Raw genomic sequence first — 15,679 nt, 5'->3', positions numbered from 1 at the left:
CGACTGGATTAACGCCCCTCCAATGGGGCATACATGACGTCCACATCCCAGCGGGTGAAACCCAGCCGCCGGTAGAGGGAAACGGCCGGAATATTGTCCGCATCCACGTACAGCATGACCGCGTGCAGGCCCTGGTGCTGCAGGTGCCGGATCCCGGCTACGGTCAGTGCCTTCCCCAGCCCCGTGCCCTGGGCTGCAGGGGTCACGCCCACCACGTACACCTCGCCGATGGCGGGGTGGTCGCCGTGCCGGGGGTGCACCTTGGTCCAGTGGAAGCCGAGGATCCGGTCCGCGGCGTCGACGGCCAGCAGGAACCCTGCGGGGTCGAACCACGGCTCGGTCATCCTGGCGTCCAGGTCGGCGCGGGTCATGTTGCCCTGTTCCGGGTGGTGGGCGAAGGCGGCGCGGTTAGCGGCGAGCCAGGCCTCCTCATCCCGGCCGGGGACGAAGGCGCGCACCGCCACGTCGTCCGGCAGCGGGACATCGGGGAGCTCCGCCGCCCCGCCGGCAAGCCGCATCTTCCACAGCTCGCGGACGGGCCCGTAGCCGTAGCGCGCGGCGATTTCGGCCGCGGCCTCGTGGTTGCCGTGCGACCAGGCCTTGAGTCCCGCGAAGCCGCGGGTGTCCCGGAGTTCGCCGACCAGCCGGTCCGCCACGCCCTGGTTGCGGTAACTGGGGTGGACGGCGACTTCCAGCACTCCCGTGCCGTCCGCTTCCTCAACGACGACGGCGACGCCGGCCAGGTCCTGCGCCGTCGCCGGGTCGGACTTCTCGTCGGGGGAGTACAGCGCGAGGGTGAGGACGGAGTGGGCGCCTGCGGGGTCCGCGGCGCGCAGCATCACCAGGGTCTGTTCGGACAGCGGCGGGTTGCCGTCCGATTCCTCTGAAGCGGCCGCGAGGGCCCGGATGTCCTTCAGCAGCTGCGCATCCGCTGCTCCCTTCGCGGCGAGCACGGGCCAGTTTTCAGGATGTGCGGGACTCATGGTGCAAGGCTATACGGTGCGGAGCTGTTGGGGCGCGGGGCTGTCCGGAGCTTCCGCGCCGGGGCCGATTTTGGAGTTACGGCGCAAGTTACGTATAGTCGTTATCTCATCCGGGAGACCGGATGTGAGGGGGATCCACCACTGGGGTGGCCTCGATACGTTCGACCCGTATGTCCTCCACTCAATATCGAACAAAAGCCCCGGACCTTGGTCCGGGGCTTTTTTCGTGGTGCCGGCGCTTCTATCGGAAGCCGGGCCCACAATCGGGCTCTCAGCGCCAGCGGGCGCCTACGCCTCGGTGAACTCTTCCTCCGGCTGCCGCGCCAGGGTCAGGCGGTAGCCGACGTTGCGGACCGTGCTGATGAGGTTCTCGTGGTCAGCACCGAGCTTCGCCCGGAGGCGCCGGACGTGCACGTCCACGGTGCGGGTTCCGCCGTAGTAGTCGTAGCCCCAGACCTCGGTGAGGAGCTGCTGGCGGGTGAAGACCCGGCCGGGGTGCTGCGCCAGGTACTTGAGCAGTTCAAATTCCTTGAAGGTCAGGTTCAGCGGTGCACCGTTGACGCGGGCGGTGTAGCTGGCCTCGTCAATGACCACGCCGGCGGCCCGGATCTCGCTGGGGGCATCGTCCACGTCGGGGACGGCGCGGGCGACGCCCAGCCGGATGCGGGCCTCCACCTCGGCGGGCCCGGCGGACTCCAGCAGGATGTCGTCCACGGCCCACGCCGAGGACACGGCGGCCATGCCGCCCTCGGTCAGGATGAGCATCAGGGGAGCGCTGAGGCCGGTGGCCTTCAAAAGCTGCGTCAGGGAGCGTGCGCCGACAAGGTCTTTGCGGGCATCGAGCAGGACGATGTCGCAGGGGTCGGTCTCAAGCAGCGCGGTGGGTTCCGCGGGGAGTATATGGACCCGGTGGTTCAGTAGTTCCAGTGCAGGCAGGACGTCCACCGATGAGCCGGTGCTGTTCGTCAGTAGCAGGATGTGCGACATGTTTCCTCCAAGGGGTGTCCGCGCATCGTTGGGCGTCTGTAGCTGAGTTGAGTATACCCAAGGGCCCCTTTCCGGACACGGTTCGTTCCCCTGCCGCCGCTCCATTTGCGACACAAAACGGTCACATAGGGCAGGATTGATCCGTCGGGACCCGCACCCAAGACGTAAGACCAGGTCGAAGCGGGGTCCGCAGTGAGCGAAGGTACGACGATGACCGGAAGAAAGATGGCCGACAAACAGATGCCGGGTACACAGTGAAGTTTTGGACCATCGGCGCCATCGGCCTGGCCGCGCTCGCCGCGATCGTCGGCGCGTCATACACCTCGCCGGAGGCCCTGCTGGCGGTGATGGTGCTCGCCGCCGCCGGCGTCGGAATCGGCTGGCCGCATTTCCTCGGCATCCCCGCGAAAAAGACCCTGGCCGTGCTGATCGGCCTGCCCGGCGTCGGCGCCGCCATCGCCGCCACCTACCTTCCCGCACCAGGCTTCCTGGACTGGACACCGGCGTTCATGGCCGCGGGCGTGATGGCGGTCTTCGTGATGCAGCTGATCCGCGGCACGGGACAAGCCCAGCGCTTGGAGTCCACCCTGGGTTCCTGTGCCGGCGTGCTGCTGTCCTGCCTGGGTGCCGGCTGGATCGCGTGCTCCCGGTTCGTGGGGGTCCGTGAAATGGTCCTGGTGGCCGCGATCAGCGCCGCGATCGCGCTGCTGGCCGGCCTGATCCGCTGGCCCGACCGGATTGTGGCGCCGCTGGGCGTCGTCGGCGCCGGGCTCGCCGGCCCGCTCGCCGGCCTGGTGTTTTCCGACATCGCCGTGGTCCCCGCCGCGATCGTCGGCGTCGTGGTCGGTGCCGTGCTCATGAGCTTCCGCCGGCTGGTGATCCTCCGCGGTGCGCCGCTGGGGTTCGCGGCCGCGCTCGGGATGGGGCTGGGCCCGGTCTCCGCCGTCGGCTCGCTTGCCTACTTCATAGACAAACTACTCATCTACTAACGCGTTAGGATGGCATCATGTCCGTACTTGCATTTGAAATTTTCTTCCTTGTCCTTCTCGGCGTTGCCAGCCTGGCCATGGCCTGGTTTGCAGGGTTTGTGGTGTACCGGCTCTTCAAGGGCCAGAAGTAACCACCGGAAGTCACCGCCCGCCGAGTCCCGTCGTTTGCAGAGGTAACCGCTGTGCCGATTGAAATTCCAACAGATCTGACTCCGGAAATCGTCCCGCTGTCCTGGCTCATTGGTGAGTGGGAGGGCCGGGGCCGGCTGGGGGCCGGGGAAGAGGACTCCGAGCACTTCCTGCAGCACGTCTCCTTCACCCACAATGGCCTGCCGTACCTGCAGTACCGGGCCGAAAGCTGGCTGACCGACGACGAGGGCACCAAGTTGCGTCCCCTCACCGTGGAAACCGGGTTCTGGGCCCTGGAGCGTAAACAGCGCGAGGAAGACGGCGGCCCGGGCCTGATCCCGGCAGACATCGTTCCCGTGCTCAAGAGCGCTGACGAGGTCGAGGCCCTGCGCAACAAGGACGGCGGCTTCGACATCTCCGTGTCGATCTCCCATCCGGGCGGGATCTCCGAGCTGTACTACGGCCAGATCAAAGGCCCGCAGATCCAACTGAGCACCGACATGGTGATGCGCGGCAGCCACTCCAAGGAGTACACCGCCGCGACCAGGATCTTCGGGCTCGTGGACGGCAACCTGCTCTGGCGGTGGGACGTGGCCACCGGCAAGGGCGCTGCCGGCGGCAGCGGCCTGGAAGCGCACGCCTCCGCCATTCTCGCCAAGGTCCGCTAAGCGCGGACTCGCTCTTCTGAGCGGGACGCCGCGCCGGGGCCGGGGCCTCACTGTTTTTCCGTTGTCCGAAGCGACCGCAGGGAGCACTAAAGTGAACGCCACCGCCGCACATTCCGCAGGGACCGCTGACTACAGCGACCTTAAGGCCGTGTTTTTCAACGGCACCCCTAAGAAGTCCCCCGAGACCTCCAACACGCAGGGCCTGATCGATGTCAGCCGCGACATCATGGACAAACAGGGCGTCACCACACGTGTCATCCGCACGGTGGACCACGACATCGCCAGCGGTGTCTACCCGGACATGCGCGAGCACGGCTGGGCCACCGATGAATGGCCCGAACTGTATCCCGCCGTCAAGGACGCAGACATCGTGGTGGTGGCCGGGCCCATCTGGCTGGGCGACAATTCCTCGCAGACCAAGAAACTGATCGAACGCCTTTACGCCCACTCCGGCGAGCTCAATGACAAAGGCCAGTGGGCGTTCTATCCGAAGGTGGGCGGCTGCCTGATCACCGGCAACGAGGACGGGATCAAGCACTGCGCCATGAACGTCCTGTACAGCCTCCAGCACATCGGATTCACCATCCCCCCGCAGGCCGACGCCGGCTGGATCGGCGCCGTGGGCCCCGGCCCGAGCTACCTCGATGAGGGTTCGGGCGGGCCGGAGAGCGATTTCACCAACCGCAACACCACGTTCATGACGTGGAACCTGCTCCACCTGGCCCGGATGCTCAAGGATGCTGGCGGCATTCCCGCTTACGGCAATCTGCCCGAGGCGTGGAAAGCCGGAACCAGGTTTGACTTCGAAAATCCGGAATACCGCTGAACGCTGAGGACTTCTACTACATATGACTACCAAGAGCCCCCTGTTGGCGCGCCCCGGCGCCGTCGAGGCCGGCGGCGCTGACGCCGGCGTCGCCTCCCACTACGGCGAGCCGCTGCGCGAGCAGCGGGCGCTGGCCGGCGGCACCGCCGTCGTGGACCTGTCCCACCGCGGCGTCGTCACCGTCACCGGACCGGACCGGCTGAGCTGGCTCAATACGCTGTCCTCGCAGCAGGTCACGAACCTCGCGCCCGGGCAGTCCAGCGAACTGCTCCTGTTGAGTGTGCAGGGCCGGATCGAATTCGACGCGCGGGTGGTGGACGACGGCGCCACCACCTGGCTGATCGTCGAGGCGGCCGAGGCCGGGCCGTTGGCAGAGTGGCTCAACAAAATGAAGTTCATGCTGCGCGTCGAGATCGCCGACGTGTCGGCGGACTGGGCCGTGCTGGGAAGCACGCGGCCCGTGCCGGAATGGGCCGGGCTGCTGGCCTGGGAAGACCCGTGGCCGCACGTGGGCGCCGGCGGCTACTCCTACGCCGTTGTGGGGGAGGACGCCCACCCCGGACTGGACCGCCCCTGGTTCGAATACCTTGTCCCGGCCGCCGAACTGGAAGACACGGTCGGCGGGCGCCCGCTCGCTGGCGTTTGGGCCGCCGAGGCGCTGCGCATTGCTGCCTGGCGGCCGCGCTGGGGTGCCGAAACCGATGACAAGACCATTCCGCACGAACTCGACTTGCTCCGCACGGCCGTGCACCTGAACAAGGGCTGCTACAAGGGCCAGGAAACCGTGGCGCGGGTCCACAACCTGGGCCACCCGCCGCGCCGGCTGGTGTTCCTGCAGCTTGACGGCTCGCAGCACACCATGCCCGCCGTGGGCAGCGACGTCCGTTCCGGTGAACGCCGGGTGGGTACGGTGACGTCGGTGGCGCAGCACTACGAAATGGGGCCCATCGCCCTGGCCGTGGTCAAGCGCTCGGTGGCCCCGGAGGAGGTCCTGACTGTCCTGGACGGCGAGGAACCCTACACGGCGGCGCAGGAAATCATTGTGGCGCCCGACGCCGGCCAGGTTGTGGGCCGCCAGACCGGCTTCCTGCGGGGCACCCGGTGACCGCCGGGGAACCCGGCGCCCCGGACCAGGAAACCCTGGCTTTGGCGCACGCGCTCTTCGACGCCGCCCGCGAGGGCAACACAGCTCTGCTGGCCGGCTACCTGTCCGCCGGTGTCCCGGCAACCATGACCAACGCGGCCGGGGATTCGCTGCTGATGCTGGCGGCCTACCACGGCCACGCGGATACCGTGCGGCTCATCCTGAGCCACGGCGGGGAGGCGGATTCCGCCAACGACCGCGGCCAGACGCCGCTGGCCGGGGCCGTCTTCAAGGGCTACCCGGACGTTGTGCAGGTCCTGGTCGACGCAGGGGCGGACCCCGACGCCGGGACCCCCTCGGCCCGTGCGGCCGCGCACATGTTCCAGCGGCAGGACATCTTGGCCCTGTTCGGCTGATGCGGCACCTCCGCCCGCGGGCGGACCTGCGCGGTAAGGAATTGCATGGAAATCGTCGCCCGGCCGTGGCCGGCCCTCTGGTCCCTCGTGATCGGGTTCTTTATGATCCTGATCGACACCACCATCGTCTCAGTGGCCAACCCGCGCATCATGGAAGGCCTCAACGCCGACATCAACTCGGTGATCTGGGTGACCAGCGCCTACCTGCTGGCTTACGCCGTGCCGCTGCTGATCACCGGCCGGCTGGGTGACCGCTTCGGACCCAAACGGCTTTACCTGTCGGGCCTGGTGGTGTTCACACTGGCCTCGCTCTGGTGCGGGCTGTCGCCCAGCGTGGAGATGTTGATCGTGGCCCGGGTCTTCCAGGGCTTCGGCGCGGCGCTCATGACGCCGCAGACCATGGCGGTCATCACGCGGACCTTCCCGCCGGACAGGCGCGGTGCGGCGATGGGGATCTGGGGCGCCACGGCCGGCGTCGCCACCCTCGTAGGGCCGATCCTCGGTGGCCTCCTTGTCGACGGCCTCGGCTGGGAATGGATCTTCTTCATCAACCTGCCCGTCGGCGTCGCCGGCTTCTTCCTGGCCCTGCGCTACGTGCCCGCGCTGAAGACCCACCCGCACAGGTTCGACATCCCCGGTGTGCTGCTCAGCGCCGTCGGGCTGTTCCTGGTGGTGTTCGGAATCCAGGAAGGCGAGACCTACGACTGGGGCACCATTGCCGGACCCATCACGGTGTGGGGCCTCATCCTCACCGGGGTCGCCGTGCTGGCGGCGTTCGTCGTATGGCAGAAGGTGAACAAGGGTGAGCCGCTGCTGCCGCTGTCACTGTTCAAGGACCGCAACTTTTCGCTGGCGAACGTCGGCATCACCACGGTTGGTTTTACCGTCACTGCCTTCAACCTGCCGCTGATCTTCTACTTCCAGCTGGTCAGGGGCCTCACGCCCACTGAATCCGCGCTGATGATGGTGCCTATGGCGCTCATCTCCGGCGGCCTGGCACCGGTGGTGGGGAAGATCATCGACCGGGTCAATCCGAAATTCATCACCGCCACGGGCCTGCTGCTGATGTCCGCGGCGCTGTGCTGGAACGCCGTCCTTATGCAGCCGGACACGCCCATCCTGCTGTTCCTGCTGCCGAGCGCGGTGCTGGGCTTCGCCAACGCCGGCATCTGGGCGCCGCTGAGCACCACCGCTACCCGGAACCTGCCGCCGCGGCTGGCCGGCGCCGGTTCCGGCGTCTACAACACCACACGCCAGATCGGGGCCGTCCTGGGCAGCGCCGCCATCGCGGTGCTGATCCAGGCCCGGCTGGCCGCCGAACTCCCCGCGGGTCCGGGGGCGCCCGGCGAGGCGGAGGCCGCGCAGTCCGCCGGGATGCTGCCGGAGGCCCTGCAGGCGGGATTCTCGACGGCGATGGCGCAGTCCATTCTGCTGCCGGCAGCGGTGATCCTGCTCGGCGCGGCAGTAGCGCTGTTCTTCGCCAAGCCCCAGCCCCTGCAGGGCTGGGGCCCTCCCGCGGGCCAGCCGGTAGCGACAGCCGGGGCGGACAGAGCGCAGGCCACCTAGAAAGGTCGGGCGGTGGCCGCCGGATCAGCCCAGCAGCACGCTGGTCTGGATGCCGCCGGAGGTAAAGCCCAGGCTCCGGGCGACGGCCAGGGAACCCTTGTTGCTGACATCGGAGCGCCATTGCAGGGTCAGGCCTGCGGCGAGCGCCTCGTGCGCCGCAATGGAGGCCGCCAGGGAGCCCAGCCCCCGCCGGCGCCACTGCGGGGCCACCAGCACACCCATCTGGGCCAGGATCCCTTCCCACTCGGTGTAGGCGCCGCAAGCCACGGGGGTGCGGCGGCCGTCCTCCATGTGCATGATGGTGAACCGGTGGTCGAGGTCCGAGAGGCCCACCTCGTTGACGTCGTCGGGCGGGCAGGCGGCTTCCAGCTCGATCGCTTCCGGGTTGCCGTGCGAGACGGTCAGTTCCTCCGAGGGCTGCCGCAGGGGCAGATCGTCCGCGAAGAAAAGCGCCGCGGCGCCGAGCCCGTGGCCGCCGTGGTCCCGGGTGATGGTCAGCAGGGTCACGTGCTGGGCGAGTTCCTCGTCGGGCAGCCCGACGGCGGCGTCCAGCGCCCACTGTGGTCCCACCAGGACCGAATTTCCGAACAGCCGGATGAACTGGACAGCACGGGCGTCCTCATCCGCATGGGTGATGCGCTGGCCCGCAGCGGCCGTGAACGCGCCGTCGCCGAGCCCCAAATGGCGCTCCCACGCAAGCTGGATGATGTCCACCGAACCGGGCTCAAGAGTCATGCCTCCACCCTACCCACCGGCCTGCCCTGCGCTGTGCAGAGGATGCCGTGCAGAGGACGCCGTGCAGAGGACCGCGGTGCAGGGGCCCTGGCCGCTCAGCCGAAGAGGACGGCGGCCTCGTCGTAGCGGGACTTCGGCACGGTCTTGAGGTTGCCCAGCGCCGCGTCGAAGCCCACGTGCACGATGTCGGTGCCGTTGAGGGACACCATGGTGCCCCAGCGTCCTTCGACGACGGAGTCGATGGCGGCCATGCCCAGGCGGGTGGCGAGGACCCGGTCGAAGGCGGTGGGGACGCCGCCGCGCTGGATGTGGCCCAGCACCGTGGCCCGGGTTTCGATGCCGGTCATGGCTTCGAGTTCCGGGGCCAGCCGCTCGGAGATCCCGCCCAGCCGGGGACGGCCGAAGGTGTCCAGTCCGCGTTCGGAGTGCGGGGTTTCCTGGCCGTCCGGGACGAAGCCCTCGGCCACGACCACCAGCGGCGCGCGGCCGCGGTCGCGGGCCGAGACAACCCACTCGGCGATCTGCTCCATGGAGGCTTTCTGCTCCGGGATCAGGATGGCGTGGGCGCCCGAGGCCATGCCGGCGTGCAGGGCGATCCAGCCCACGTGGCGGCCCATCACCTCGGCGATCATGCAGCGGTGGTGGGATTCGCCGGTGGTGCGGAGGCGGTCGATCGCCTCCGTGGCGATCTCGACGGCGGTGTCGAACCCGAACGTGTAGTCCGTGGCGTCGAGGTCGTTGTCCACGGTCTTGGGGACGCCGACGATCTTCAGGCCGGCGTCGGTGAGCCGCTTGGCCGCGGCCAGGGTGCCTTCGCCGCCGATGGCGATGAGGGCGTCAATGCCCAGCCGTTCCATGTTGGCCTTGATGACCTCGGGGCCGCCGTTGTTCTCGAACGGGTTGGTGCGTGAGGTGCCAAGGATGGTCCCGCCCTGCTTGGCGATGCCGCGGACCATGGTGCGGGGGATGTCGATCGTGTCGGCCTCGACGACGCCGCGCCAGCCGTCGAGGAATCCCACGAATTCGTGGCCGTGGACGGCGATGCCTTTGAGGACGGCGCCACGGATGACGGCGTTCAGTCCGGGGCAGTCTCCGCCGCTGGTGAGGATTCCAATTTTCATGTCTCGGCTCAAATCCTGGTTCGAAGGTTTTACAGGCAGAGCGCCACGCTGAGCTCACCCTAGAGTCTAGTGGCGGGTGTGGGGCAGGACACAAATGGTTACAGGGCGGCCAGCGGCAAAGGGGCGTGCCCCCGCCGGTGGCAGGGGCACGCAGTCTCCTTGCGGAGGGTTGGTCAGAGCCGCTTCTGGCGCTTCGCCAGGAACGACTCCAGGGCGATGGCGTTCCGCTGGTCCGGGAGCAGCGCCCAGGCGGCCAGATAGATCACGAACGCCGGTCCGGGGAGCAGCGCGAACAGCAGGAAAGCGATCCGGACGAATGCCACATCCACGTTCAGCTTGACGGCGATCCCGCCGCAGACACCGCCCAACCAGCGCTGCGGTCCACGTTTCAGGCCGAGGCCCCTGACGGTGCTGAAGAACTTTTCCATGGTTCAAGACTTCCCTGTTGATGTTGCTTTGTCACGTCCCCGGGCCGAGAGCAGCCCGCCGATCACCAGCGCGGCCCCGGCGCCGATCATCAGGCCGATCGCCACGTATGTGCCGTTGAGGACCACAAGGCCCAGCTGGGAGATGATGATCAGGGCCGCCAAGGCTACAACGATCAGCCCCCACACGATGGTGCCCACGCGTGCCGGGGAATCGTCCCCCGGCTCCAGGCCGTCCAGGCCGCTTGTCGGTGCGTCGTGGGTGCTCATGTCAGTTCCCTTCCTTGATGGTGACGTTGCTGAAGGTGCCGTCGATCTTCACGATCAGCGTCGCTCCCGGCTCGCCGGTGTTGTAGTTGCTCTGCTGGGAGGTCATGCCCCCGTGGCTTTGGCTGCCTTCATTGAGGTTGCCCATGGTCATGTCGGCGCGGACCTCCACCGGAACCGTGTCCGGGATGATCACCGTGAGGTTGCTGGCCGTGGCATCGATGGGAACCACCAGGTCGGTTCTGAGCGGCGGGTTCAGCGCCAGCCGGGTCAGGTCCACGGTGCCGGTGCCGGCCGTGATGTCGAACCCGTCCAGGGCCTGCTGGATGCTCACCGGTGACCAGTCCGCGTTCTGCGGACGGAAGCGGTCGCCGTCGGGCACCACGTTGAAGATGCCGCCGACAATGAGCGCCACCGCGGCGAAGAAGCCGAGGATGCCCGAGGTGCGGCCCCTCAGGCCGGCGACCAGGATGCCGAGGCCGAGCACCACTGCGGCGCTGGCCCAGACGATGGCGTTGCTGGCCGTGCCGAGGTCGATCACGTTCGCGACGTCCAGGGCCTTGAGGCCGCCGCCCACCAGCAGGGCGAGGCCGGTGGTGACCGCGACGGCGGGGGCGCCGGGGCCGAAGTTCCGGGCCTTGGGCGGCGGGACGGGTCCGCCGGGCACCGGACGGTAGCCGCCGCCGGGCGGAGGGGTGGTGCCGGCGGGCGGGGGTGCGCCCCACCCCGGCGCCGCGGAGTCCCCGCCGTAGCGGGGCAGGGTGTCAGACGCGCCGTACCCGGCGCTGGCGAAGGACGCCGTGGGGGTTGAGGACCCGGCAGGGTCCACCGCTGCGGGGTTCGGCGGGTAGCCGGGGCCGGCCGTACTGCCGGCTTGGGGGCTCGACGTCATGGCAGGAACTCCGTTCCGGGACTTGTTGCGCTGTGTCAGGTAGTAGATGAGGTAGATGGCGCCGCCCACCCAGAAAACGGTCCAGAGGAAGGGGACAAAGCCGTAGCGGTCCCAGCCCCAGACGCCGGCGCCCAGGCCGGGGAAGCCGACGACGGTGGTGATCAGTGCGCCGGTCATCCCGGACGACCAGCGGCCGGCGGCGGCTTCCTGGACGTGGATGCGGCCGTCAGGTTCGGGCAGGAGGGCCCAGGCGATGCCGTAGAGGAGCACACCAACGCCGGCGAAGACTGTCAGGACGATCAGGATGCCCCGGACAATAAGCGGGTCAACGCCGAAACGCCCCGCGATGCCGCTGGCCACACCTCCCACCCAGCGCTCGCGGCCCCGGTGGATCCCTTGGCTGCGGATCCAGTCGAAGAAATTCTGCGGCGGGGCGCCGGCGGGCGGGGGAGTCGGGCCGAAGCTCGGTCCGTCGGCGGGGCCATGGCCCGGTCCGCCGGCCGGGCCGTAGTAGGGCGGCGGCGGGGGAGGCGGCAACGGGGCGCCGGTACCGGCGGGGAAGTCCAGGGGCAGGGTGGCGGACGTATCCAGCGGTGCCGTCTTGCCGGCGTCGTGTCCGGAGGGTTCCTGCGCGGACGGTTCTTGCTCGGACGGTGCCTGTGCGGAGGGTTCCTGTGCGGACTGTTCTTGCTCGGACTGTTTTTGCTCGGACGGTGCCTGTGCGGAGGGCTTCTGTGTTGAAGGTTCCTCTGCAGGAGGCTGGTCGCCCGGGTGCCCGGCAGCGCGGCCGGAGGCGCCGCGTCCTTCATCGGGGAGGTCAGTGTGCGGATTCATACTTCGATCCTCCCGTCAGCCGCGGATCCGCTCTACTGGGGAACACCCTGAACTGTCCCTGAGTCGCCCCCGGTCAGCGCCGGAAACGGGTCCGGGAACCCCTGATCCGTGCTTGGATTGACTCATGACAACCGCCGCTTACCGCCCGCCGCTGGTCCGCGGGGGCGACCGGGTGATTGCCGGCGTCTGCGCCGGCCTGGCCCGGCACCTGGGCTGGCCGGTGAAGATGGTCCGGATCGGCATGGTGGTGGCCGCGCTCGCCGGCGGCGCCGGCGTCGCGTTCTACGCCTGGCTCTGGATCATGGTTCCCACCGCGGACGAAAGCGCCAAGCGCAACGCCCGCCAGCCGGCGTCGCCCATTGCCCCGGCGGTGAGCGCACCGTTCGCCGCTCCCGCATCGCAGCCCTACGCCACTCAGCCCTACGCCACTCAGCGGTACCCTGCCCAGCCGTACGCCGCCGCCTTCACCACGTCCTCGCCGCCGGACCCGGGTGCGGCCGCAGGGAGCGCAGCCGCAGGAACAACCGCAGCGCCGGCGGCGGTGTCGGAGGGGCAAGTATCTGCCGATTCCTGGCGGGGCAGGGTCACGGGCATGCGCTACGGCAAGGAGATCCTGCTCGGGGCGGGCCTGCTGCTGGCCGCCGCGATTATGATCGCCCGTGTACTGGGCGTTGACGTTCCCTTGGGGACACTCATACCGGTGGCGGCCATCCTGGGTGGTGCGGCCATCGCCTGGATGCAGCTTGATGAGACGCGCCGGGCCGGCCTCGTGGACAAGACCAAAGCAGACCAGGCCGGCGGCTGGACGCGCCTCGCCGCGGGGCTGGCCCTGGTGGTGGCAGGGGTCCTGGTGATGGTGTCCGGCTCCGGATCCTGGGAACAGACCTGGCTCGCCCTGCTGTCCTCGGTGGCGGTGCTGGGCGGCGTGGCCCTGGTGCTGCTGCCCTGGGGGCTGAAATTCTGGCGTGACCTGGAGGCGGAGCGCGCCGGGCGGGTCCGCGCCACCGAACGCGCCGAGATCGCCGCCCACCTCCACGACTCCGTGCTGCAGACACTCGCCCTGATCCAGCGGCGCGCCGGGAACGAGACCGACGTCGTCCGCCTGGCCCGCGCCCAGGAGCGCGAACTGCGGGGATGGCTGTACCGGGATCCCGGCAAGGACGCCGGGCAGCTCTCCGAGGGCATCAACGCCGCAGCTGCCGAAGTGGAAGACTCCCTGGGCCACGCCGTCGAGGTGGTCACCGTGGGCGACTGCGCCATGACCGAACGCCACGAGGCCCTCGTCCAGGCCGCCCGCGAAGCCATGCTGAACGCGGCCCGGCACGGCGGCGGCGCCGTGTCCGTCTATCTGGAAGTCACAGACGGTGCGGCGGAGGTGTTCGTCAAGGACCGCGGCCCGGGCTTCGACCCGGACGCCGTTCCGGCCGACCGGCTGGGCGTCCGCGAATCGATTGTGGGCCGGATGAACCGCCACGGCGGCACCGCCGTCATCACCAGCAGCCCGGACGGCACCGAGGTGCGGCTGCGGCTTCCGCAGGCCGCGGGGACAGCTTCTGGCGCGGCAGCCAACAACAGCAACGGAGAGGCGCGACTGTGAGCACCATCGAAGAGGGAAACCCTGCCCCCGGGATCAGGGTGGTGATCGTGGATGACCACGCGATCTTCCGGTCCGGCCTGAAGGCGGACCTGGACCCGGACATCGTGGTGGCCGGGGAGGCGGGCACCGTGGAGGAAGCCGTCGCCGTGATCGCCGCCGTGCGCCCCGACGTCGTGCTCCTCGACGTCCACCTGCCGGGCGGGCTCGGGGGCGGCGGCCGGGAGGTGCTGGCCGGCTCCGTGCCCCTGCTGGGCAGCATCCGGTTCCTGGCCCTGAGCGTCTCGGACGCGGCCGAGGACGTGGTCTCGGTGATCCGGGCGGGTGCCCGCGGCTACGTCACCAAAACCATTTCCGGGGCCGAAATCTCCGACGCGGTGCGGCGTGTGGCGGGCGGGGACGCCGTCTTCTCGCCGCGGCTGGCGGGTTTTGTGCTGGATGCGTTCGGGACAGCACCGGCGGACATCGCCGACGACGAGCTGGACCGGCTGTCCGCCCGCGAGCTCGAGGTGATGCGGCTGATCGCCCGGGGCTACAGCTACAAGGAAGTCGCCAAGGAACTGTTCATCTCGATCAAAACCGTGGAAACCCACGTCTCGGCGGTGCTGCGGAAGCTGCAGCTCTCCAGCCGGCACGAACTCACCCGCTGGGCCGCCGAACGCCGGCTTCTTTAACCCAAAGATGCGCCATCACTTTTGGTTCCTACAACCGTGGTTTAGGGACCAAAAGTGATAGCGCATCCGGGTGGGGCAGAGGCTACTTCGCTTTGCCGAGGAAGTCCTGGAGGCGTGCGACGCCGGTAGCCAGGTCTTCATCGCCCAGGGCGTAGGAGAGGCGGAGGTAGCCCGAGGGGCCGAACGCCTCGCCCGGAACCACGGCCACTTCGACCTCGTCCAGGATCAGCGCGGCCAGCTCGGCCGACGTCGAGGGCCGGACCGGCCCGTTCGCGGAGGGGAACTCCTTGCCCAGCAGGGCGCGGACGTCGGCGTAGACGTAGAAGGCGCCCTTCGGCGTCGGGCAGTCAACGCCGTCAATGGCGTTCAGCCCGGCCACGATGGCCTTGCGGCGGCGGTCGAAGGCGAGTTTCATCTCGTCGACGGCGGTCAGCGGGCCGGACACGGCGGCGAGGGCGGCCACCTGCGGAATGTTCGAGACGTTGGACGTCGCGTGCGACTGCAGGTTGGTGGCGGCCTTGATGACATCGGCCGGGCCGATCATCCAGCCCACGCGCCAGCCGGTCATGGCGTAGGTCTTCGCGACACCGTTGAGGATGACCACCTTGTCGCCCAGTTCCGGGACGGCCGTGGCGATCGAGGTGAAGGGAACGCCGTCGTACGTGAGGTGCTCGTAGATTTCGTCCGTGACCACCCACAGCCCCTTGGACGCGGCCCACTGGCCGATGTCCCGGACCTGCTCCGGCGAGTACACGGCGCCGGTGGGGTTGGACGGGGAGACGAAGAGCAGGATCTTGGTGCGGTCCGTCAGGGCGGCCTCAAGCTGCTCCACCGTGACCAGGTACTCCTGTTCCGGGCCGGCGAAGACCTCCACAGGGACGCCACCCGCGAGCCGGATGGCCTCCGGGTAGGTGGTCCAGAACGGCGTCGGGACGATTACCTCATCGCCCGGATCCAGCAGTGTGGCGAAGGTGTTGTACACGGCCTGCTTGCCGCCGTTGGTGACCAGTACCTGGGCGGCGTCGGCCTTGTAGCCGGAGTCCCGGAACGTCTTGTCCGCGATGGCCTGCTTGAGTTCCGGCAGTCCGCCTGCGGGGGAATAGCGGTGGTACTTGGGCTGGCCGGCTGCCTCGATGGCGGCCTGCACGATGTAATCGGGGGTCGGGAAGTCCGGTTCTCCTGCGCCGAAGCCGATGACGGGGCGGCCGGCCGCCTTCAACGCCTTCGCCTTGGCATCAACTGCCAACGTGGCGGATTCGGCTATGGCGGAAATACGCTGTGAAATGCGGGCGGCAGGCATCGGCGGTCCATTCTTCGCTTGCAGCGCGGTGGCTGGTTGTGGGATTCGACGGAACCTACTCTATGCTGTTCACCGGACCGTCCGGGCTGCCGGCGGGGAAATGTGACTGTGCGCTTGTCAGCTGCATTCCCGCCTGATGTCCCGGGGGTGTTGTTCCCGGATTTTCCGGGAACGCGAAGGGTCCGGAGG

Annotated in this window: 16 protein-coding genes; 8 read left to right on the top strand and 8 right to left on the bottom strand. The window is 68.8% G+C overall.

Annotation, left to right across the window (positions count from 1 at the left end; all coding sequences use genetic code 11):
- Nucleotides 1-8: 8 nt before the first annotated feature.
- Both mshD and ACTWQD_RS06040 read right to left on the bottom strand, forming a co-directional pair.
- The gene (gene mshD, locus ACTWQD_RS06045) at nucleotides 9-983 is read right to left on the bottom strand and encodes a mycothiol synthase (RefSeq protein ID WP_443195240.1); all 975 of its coding nucleotides are present in this window, start codon (nucleotides 981-983) and stop codon (nucleotides 9-11) included.
- A 288-nt stretch (nucleotides 984-1,271) separates the two neighbouring features.
- Nucleotides 1,272-1,970, bottom strand: coding sequence for a winged helix-turn-helix transcriptional regulator (locus tag ACTWQD_RS06040; protein WP_443195239.1), 699 nt, complete (start codon nucleotides 1,968-1,970; stop codon nucleotides 1,272-1,274).
- 254 nt (nucleotides 1,971-2,224) lie between these two features.
- On the opposite strand from ACTWQD_RS06040, the gene ACTWQD_RS06035 reads away from it, so the two are divergent.
- The 6 genes from ACTWQD_RS06035 (at nucleotide 2,225) to ACTWQD_RS06010 (ending at nucleotide 7,648) form a co-directional block, all read left to right on the top strand.
- Entirely contained in the window at nucleotides 2,225-2,959 is a 735-nt protein-coding gene (locus tag ACTWQD_RS06035) for a permease (RefSeq protein WP_443195238.1), read from the top strand.
- Nucleotides 2,960-3,141: 182 nt separating this feature from the next.
- Entirely contained in the window at nucleotides 3,142-3,756 is a 615-nt protein-coding gene (locus ACTWQD_RS06030; protein WP_066436767.1) for an FABP family protein, read from the top strand.
- 91 nt (nucleotides 3,757-3,847) lie between these two features.
- Nucleotides 3,848-4,582 carry a flavodoxin family protein gene (locus tag ACTWQD_RS06025; RefSeq protein WP_443195237.1) on the top strand — a complete coding sequence of 245 codons (735 nt, stop codon included), beginning with the start codon at nucleotides 3,848-3,850 and terminating at the stop codon, nucleotides 4,580-4,582.
- 22 nt (nucleotides 4,583-4,604) lie between these two features.
- The gene (gene ygfZ, locus ACTWQD_RS06020; RefSeq protein WP_443195236.1) at nucleotides 4,605-5,687 is read left to right on the top strand and encodes a CAF17-like 4Fe-4S cluster assembly/insertion protein YgfZ; all 1,083 of its coding nucleotides are present in this window, start codon (nucleotides 4,605-4,607) and stop codon (nucleotides 5,685-5,687) included.
- Nucleotides 5,684-6,082 carry an ankyrin repeat domain-containing protein gene (locus tag ACTWQD_RS06015; RefSeq protein ID WP_443195235.1) on the top strand — a complete coding sequence of 133 codons (399 nt, stop codon included), beginning with the start codon at nucleotides 5,684-5,686 and terminating at the stop codon, nucleotides 6,080-6,082. Before ygfZ ends, ACTWQD_RS06015 begins: the two co-directional genes overlap by 4 nt.
- A 45-nt stretch (nucleotides 6,083-6,127) precedes the next feature.
- Nucleotides 6,128-7,648: a DHA2 family efflux MFS transporter permease subunit gene (locus ACTWQD_RS06010; RefSeq protein WP_443195234.1), complete on the top strand. Its 1,521-nt coding sequence runs from the start codon at nucleotides 6,128-6,130 to the stop codon at nucleotides 7,646-7,648.
- 24 nt (nucleotides 7,649-7,672) lie between these two features.
- Here the strand turns inward: ACTWQD_RS06010 and ACTWQD_RS06005 are convergent, their stop codons facing one another.
- The 5 genes from ACTWQD_RS06005 to ACTWQD_RS05985 form a co-directional block, all read right to left on the bottom strand.
- Nucleotides 7,673-8,383 (bottom strand): GNAT family N-acetyltransferase, encoded by a 711-nt coding sequence (locus ACTWQD_RS06005; RefSeq protein WP_443195233.1) that lies wholly within the window; start codon nucleotides 8,381-8,383, stop codon nucleotides 7,673-7,675.
- A 95-nt stretch (nucleotides 8,384-8,478) separates the two neighbouring features.
- Nucleotides 8,479-9,504 carry a 6-phosphofructokinase gene (locus ACTWQD_RS06000; protein WP_066436793.1) on the bottom strand — a complete coding sequence of 342 codons (1,026 nt, stop codon included), beginning with the start codon at nucleotides 9,502-9,504 and terminating at the stop codon, nucleotides 8,479-8,481.
- A 173-nt stretch (nucleotides 9,505-9,677) separates the two neighbouring features.
- A complete protein-coding gene (locus ACTWQD_RS05995; protein ID WP_443195232.1) occupies nucleotides 9,678-9,932 on the bottom strand; it encodes a PspC domain-containing protein in 255 nt (84 codons plus the stop codon).
- Between the two features lie 3 nt (nucleotides 9,933-9,935).
- Complete coding sequence (locus tag ACTWQD_RS05990) at nucleotides 9,936-10,199, bottom strand: hypothetical protein (RefSeq protein WP_443195231.1); 264 nt, start codon at nucleotides 10,197-10,199, stop codon at nucleotides 9,936-9,938.
- A 1-nt stretch (nucleotide 10,200) separates the two neighbouring features.
- Entirely contained in the window at nucleotides 10,201-11,922 is a 1,722-nt protein-coding gene (locus ACTWQD_RS05985; RefSeq protein ID WP_443195230.1) for a PspC domain-containing protein, read from the bottom strand.
- Between the two features lie 124 nt (nucleotides 11,923-12,046).
- Between ACTWQD_RS05985 and ACTWQD_RS05980 the strand changes: the two genes are divergently transcribed.
- Both ACTWQD_RS05980 and ACTWQD_RS05975 read left to right on the top strand, forming a co-directional pair.
- The gene (locus ACTWQD_RS05980) at nucleotides 12,047-13,519 is read left to right on the top strand and encodes an ATP-binding protein (RefSeq protein ID WP_443195229.1); all 1,473 of its coding nucleotides are present in this window, start codon (nucleotides 12,047-12,049) and stop codon (nucleotides 13,517-13,519) included.
- Nucleotides 13,516-14,190, top strand: a complete 675-nt coding sequence (locus tag ACTWQD_RS05975) for a LuxR C-terminal-related transcriptional regulator (protein WP_443195228.1) — start codon at nucleotides 13,516-13,518, stop codon at nucleotides 14,188-14,190. The genes ACTWQD_RS05980 and ACTWQD_RS05975 overlap by 4 nt, the downstream gene beginning before the upstream one ends.
- Before the next feature lie 82 nt (nucleotides 14,191-14,272).
- Here the strand turns inward: ACTWQD_RS05975 and ACTWQD_RS05970 are convergent, their stop codons facing one another.
- Nucleotides 14,273-15,490, bottom strand: a complete 1,218-nt coding sequence (locus ACTWQD_RS05970; RefSeq protein WP_443195227.1) for a pyridoxal phosphate-dependent aminotransferase — start codon at nucleotides 15,488-15,490, stop codon at nucleotides 14,273-14,275.
- Nucleotides 15,491-15,679 lie beyond the last annotated feature (189 nt).

This window comes from Pseudarthrobacter sp. 1C304 (assembly GCF_052245515.1).
Taxonomy (GTDB): Bacteria; Actinomycetota; Actinomycetes; order Actinomycetales; family Micrococcaceae; genus Arthrobacter.
The sequence above is the reverse complement of the archived record's forward strand: the minus strand, read 5'-3'. Positions and strand labels throughout refer to the sequence as shown.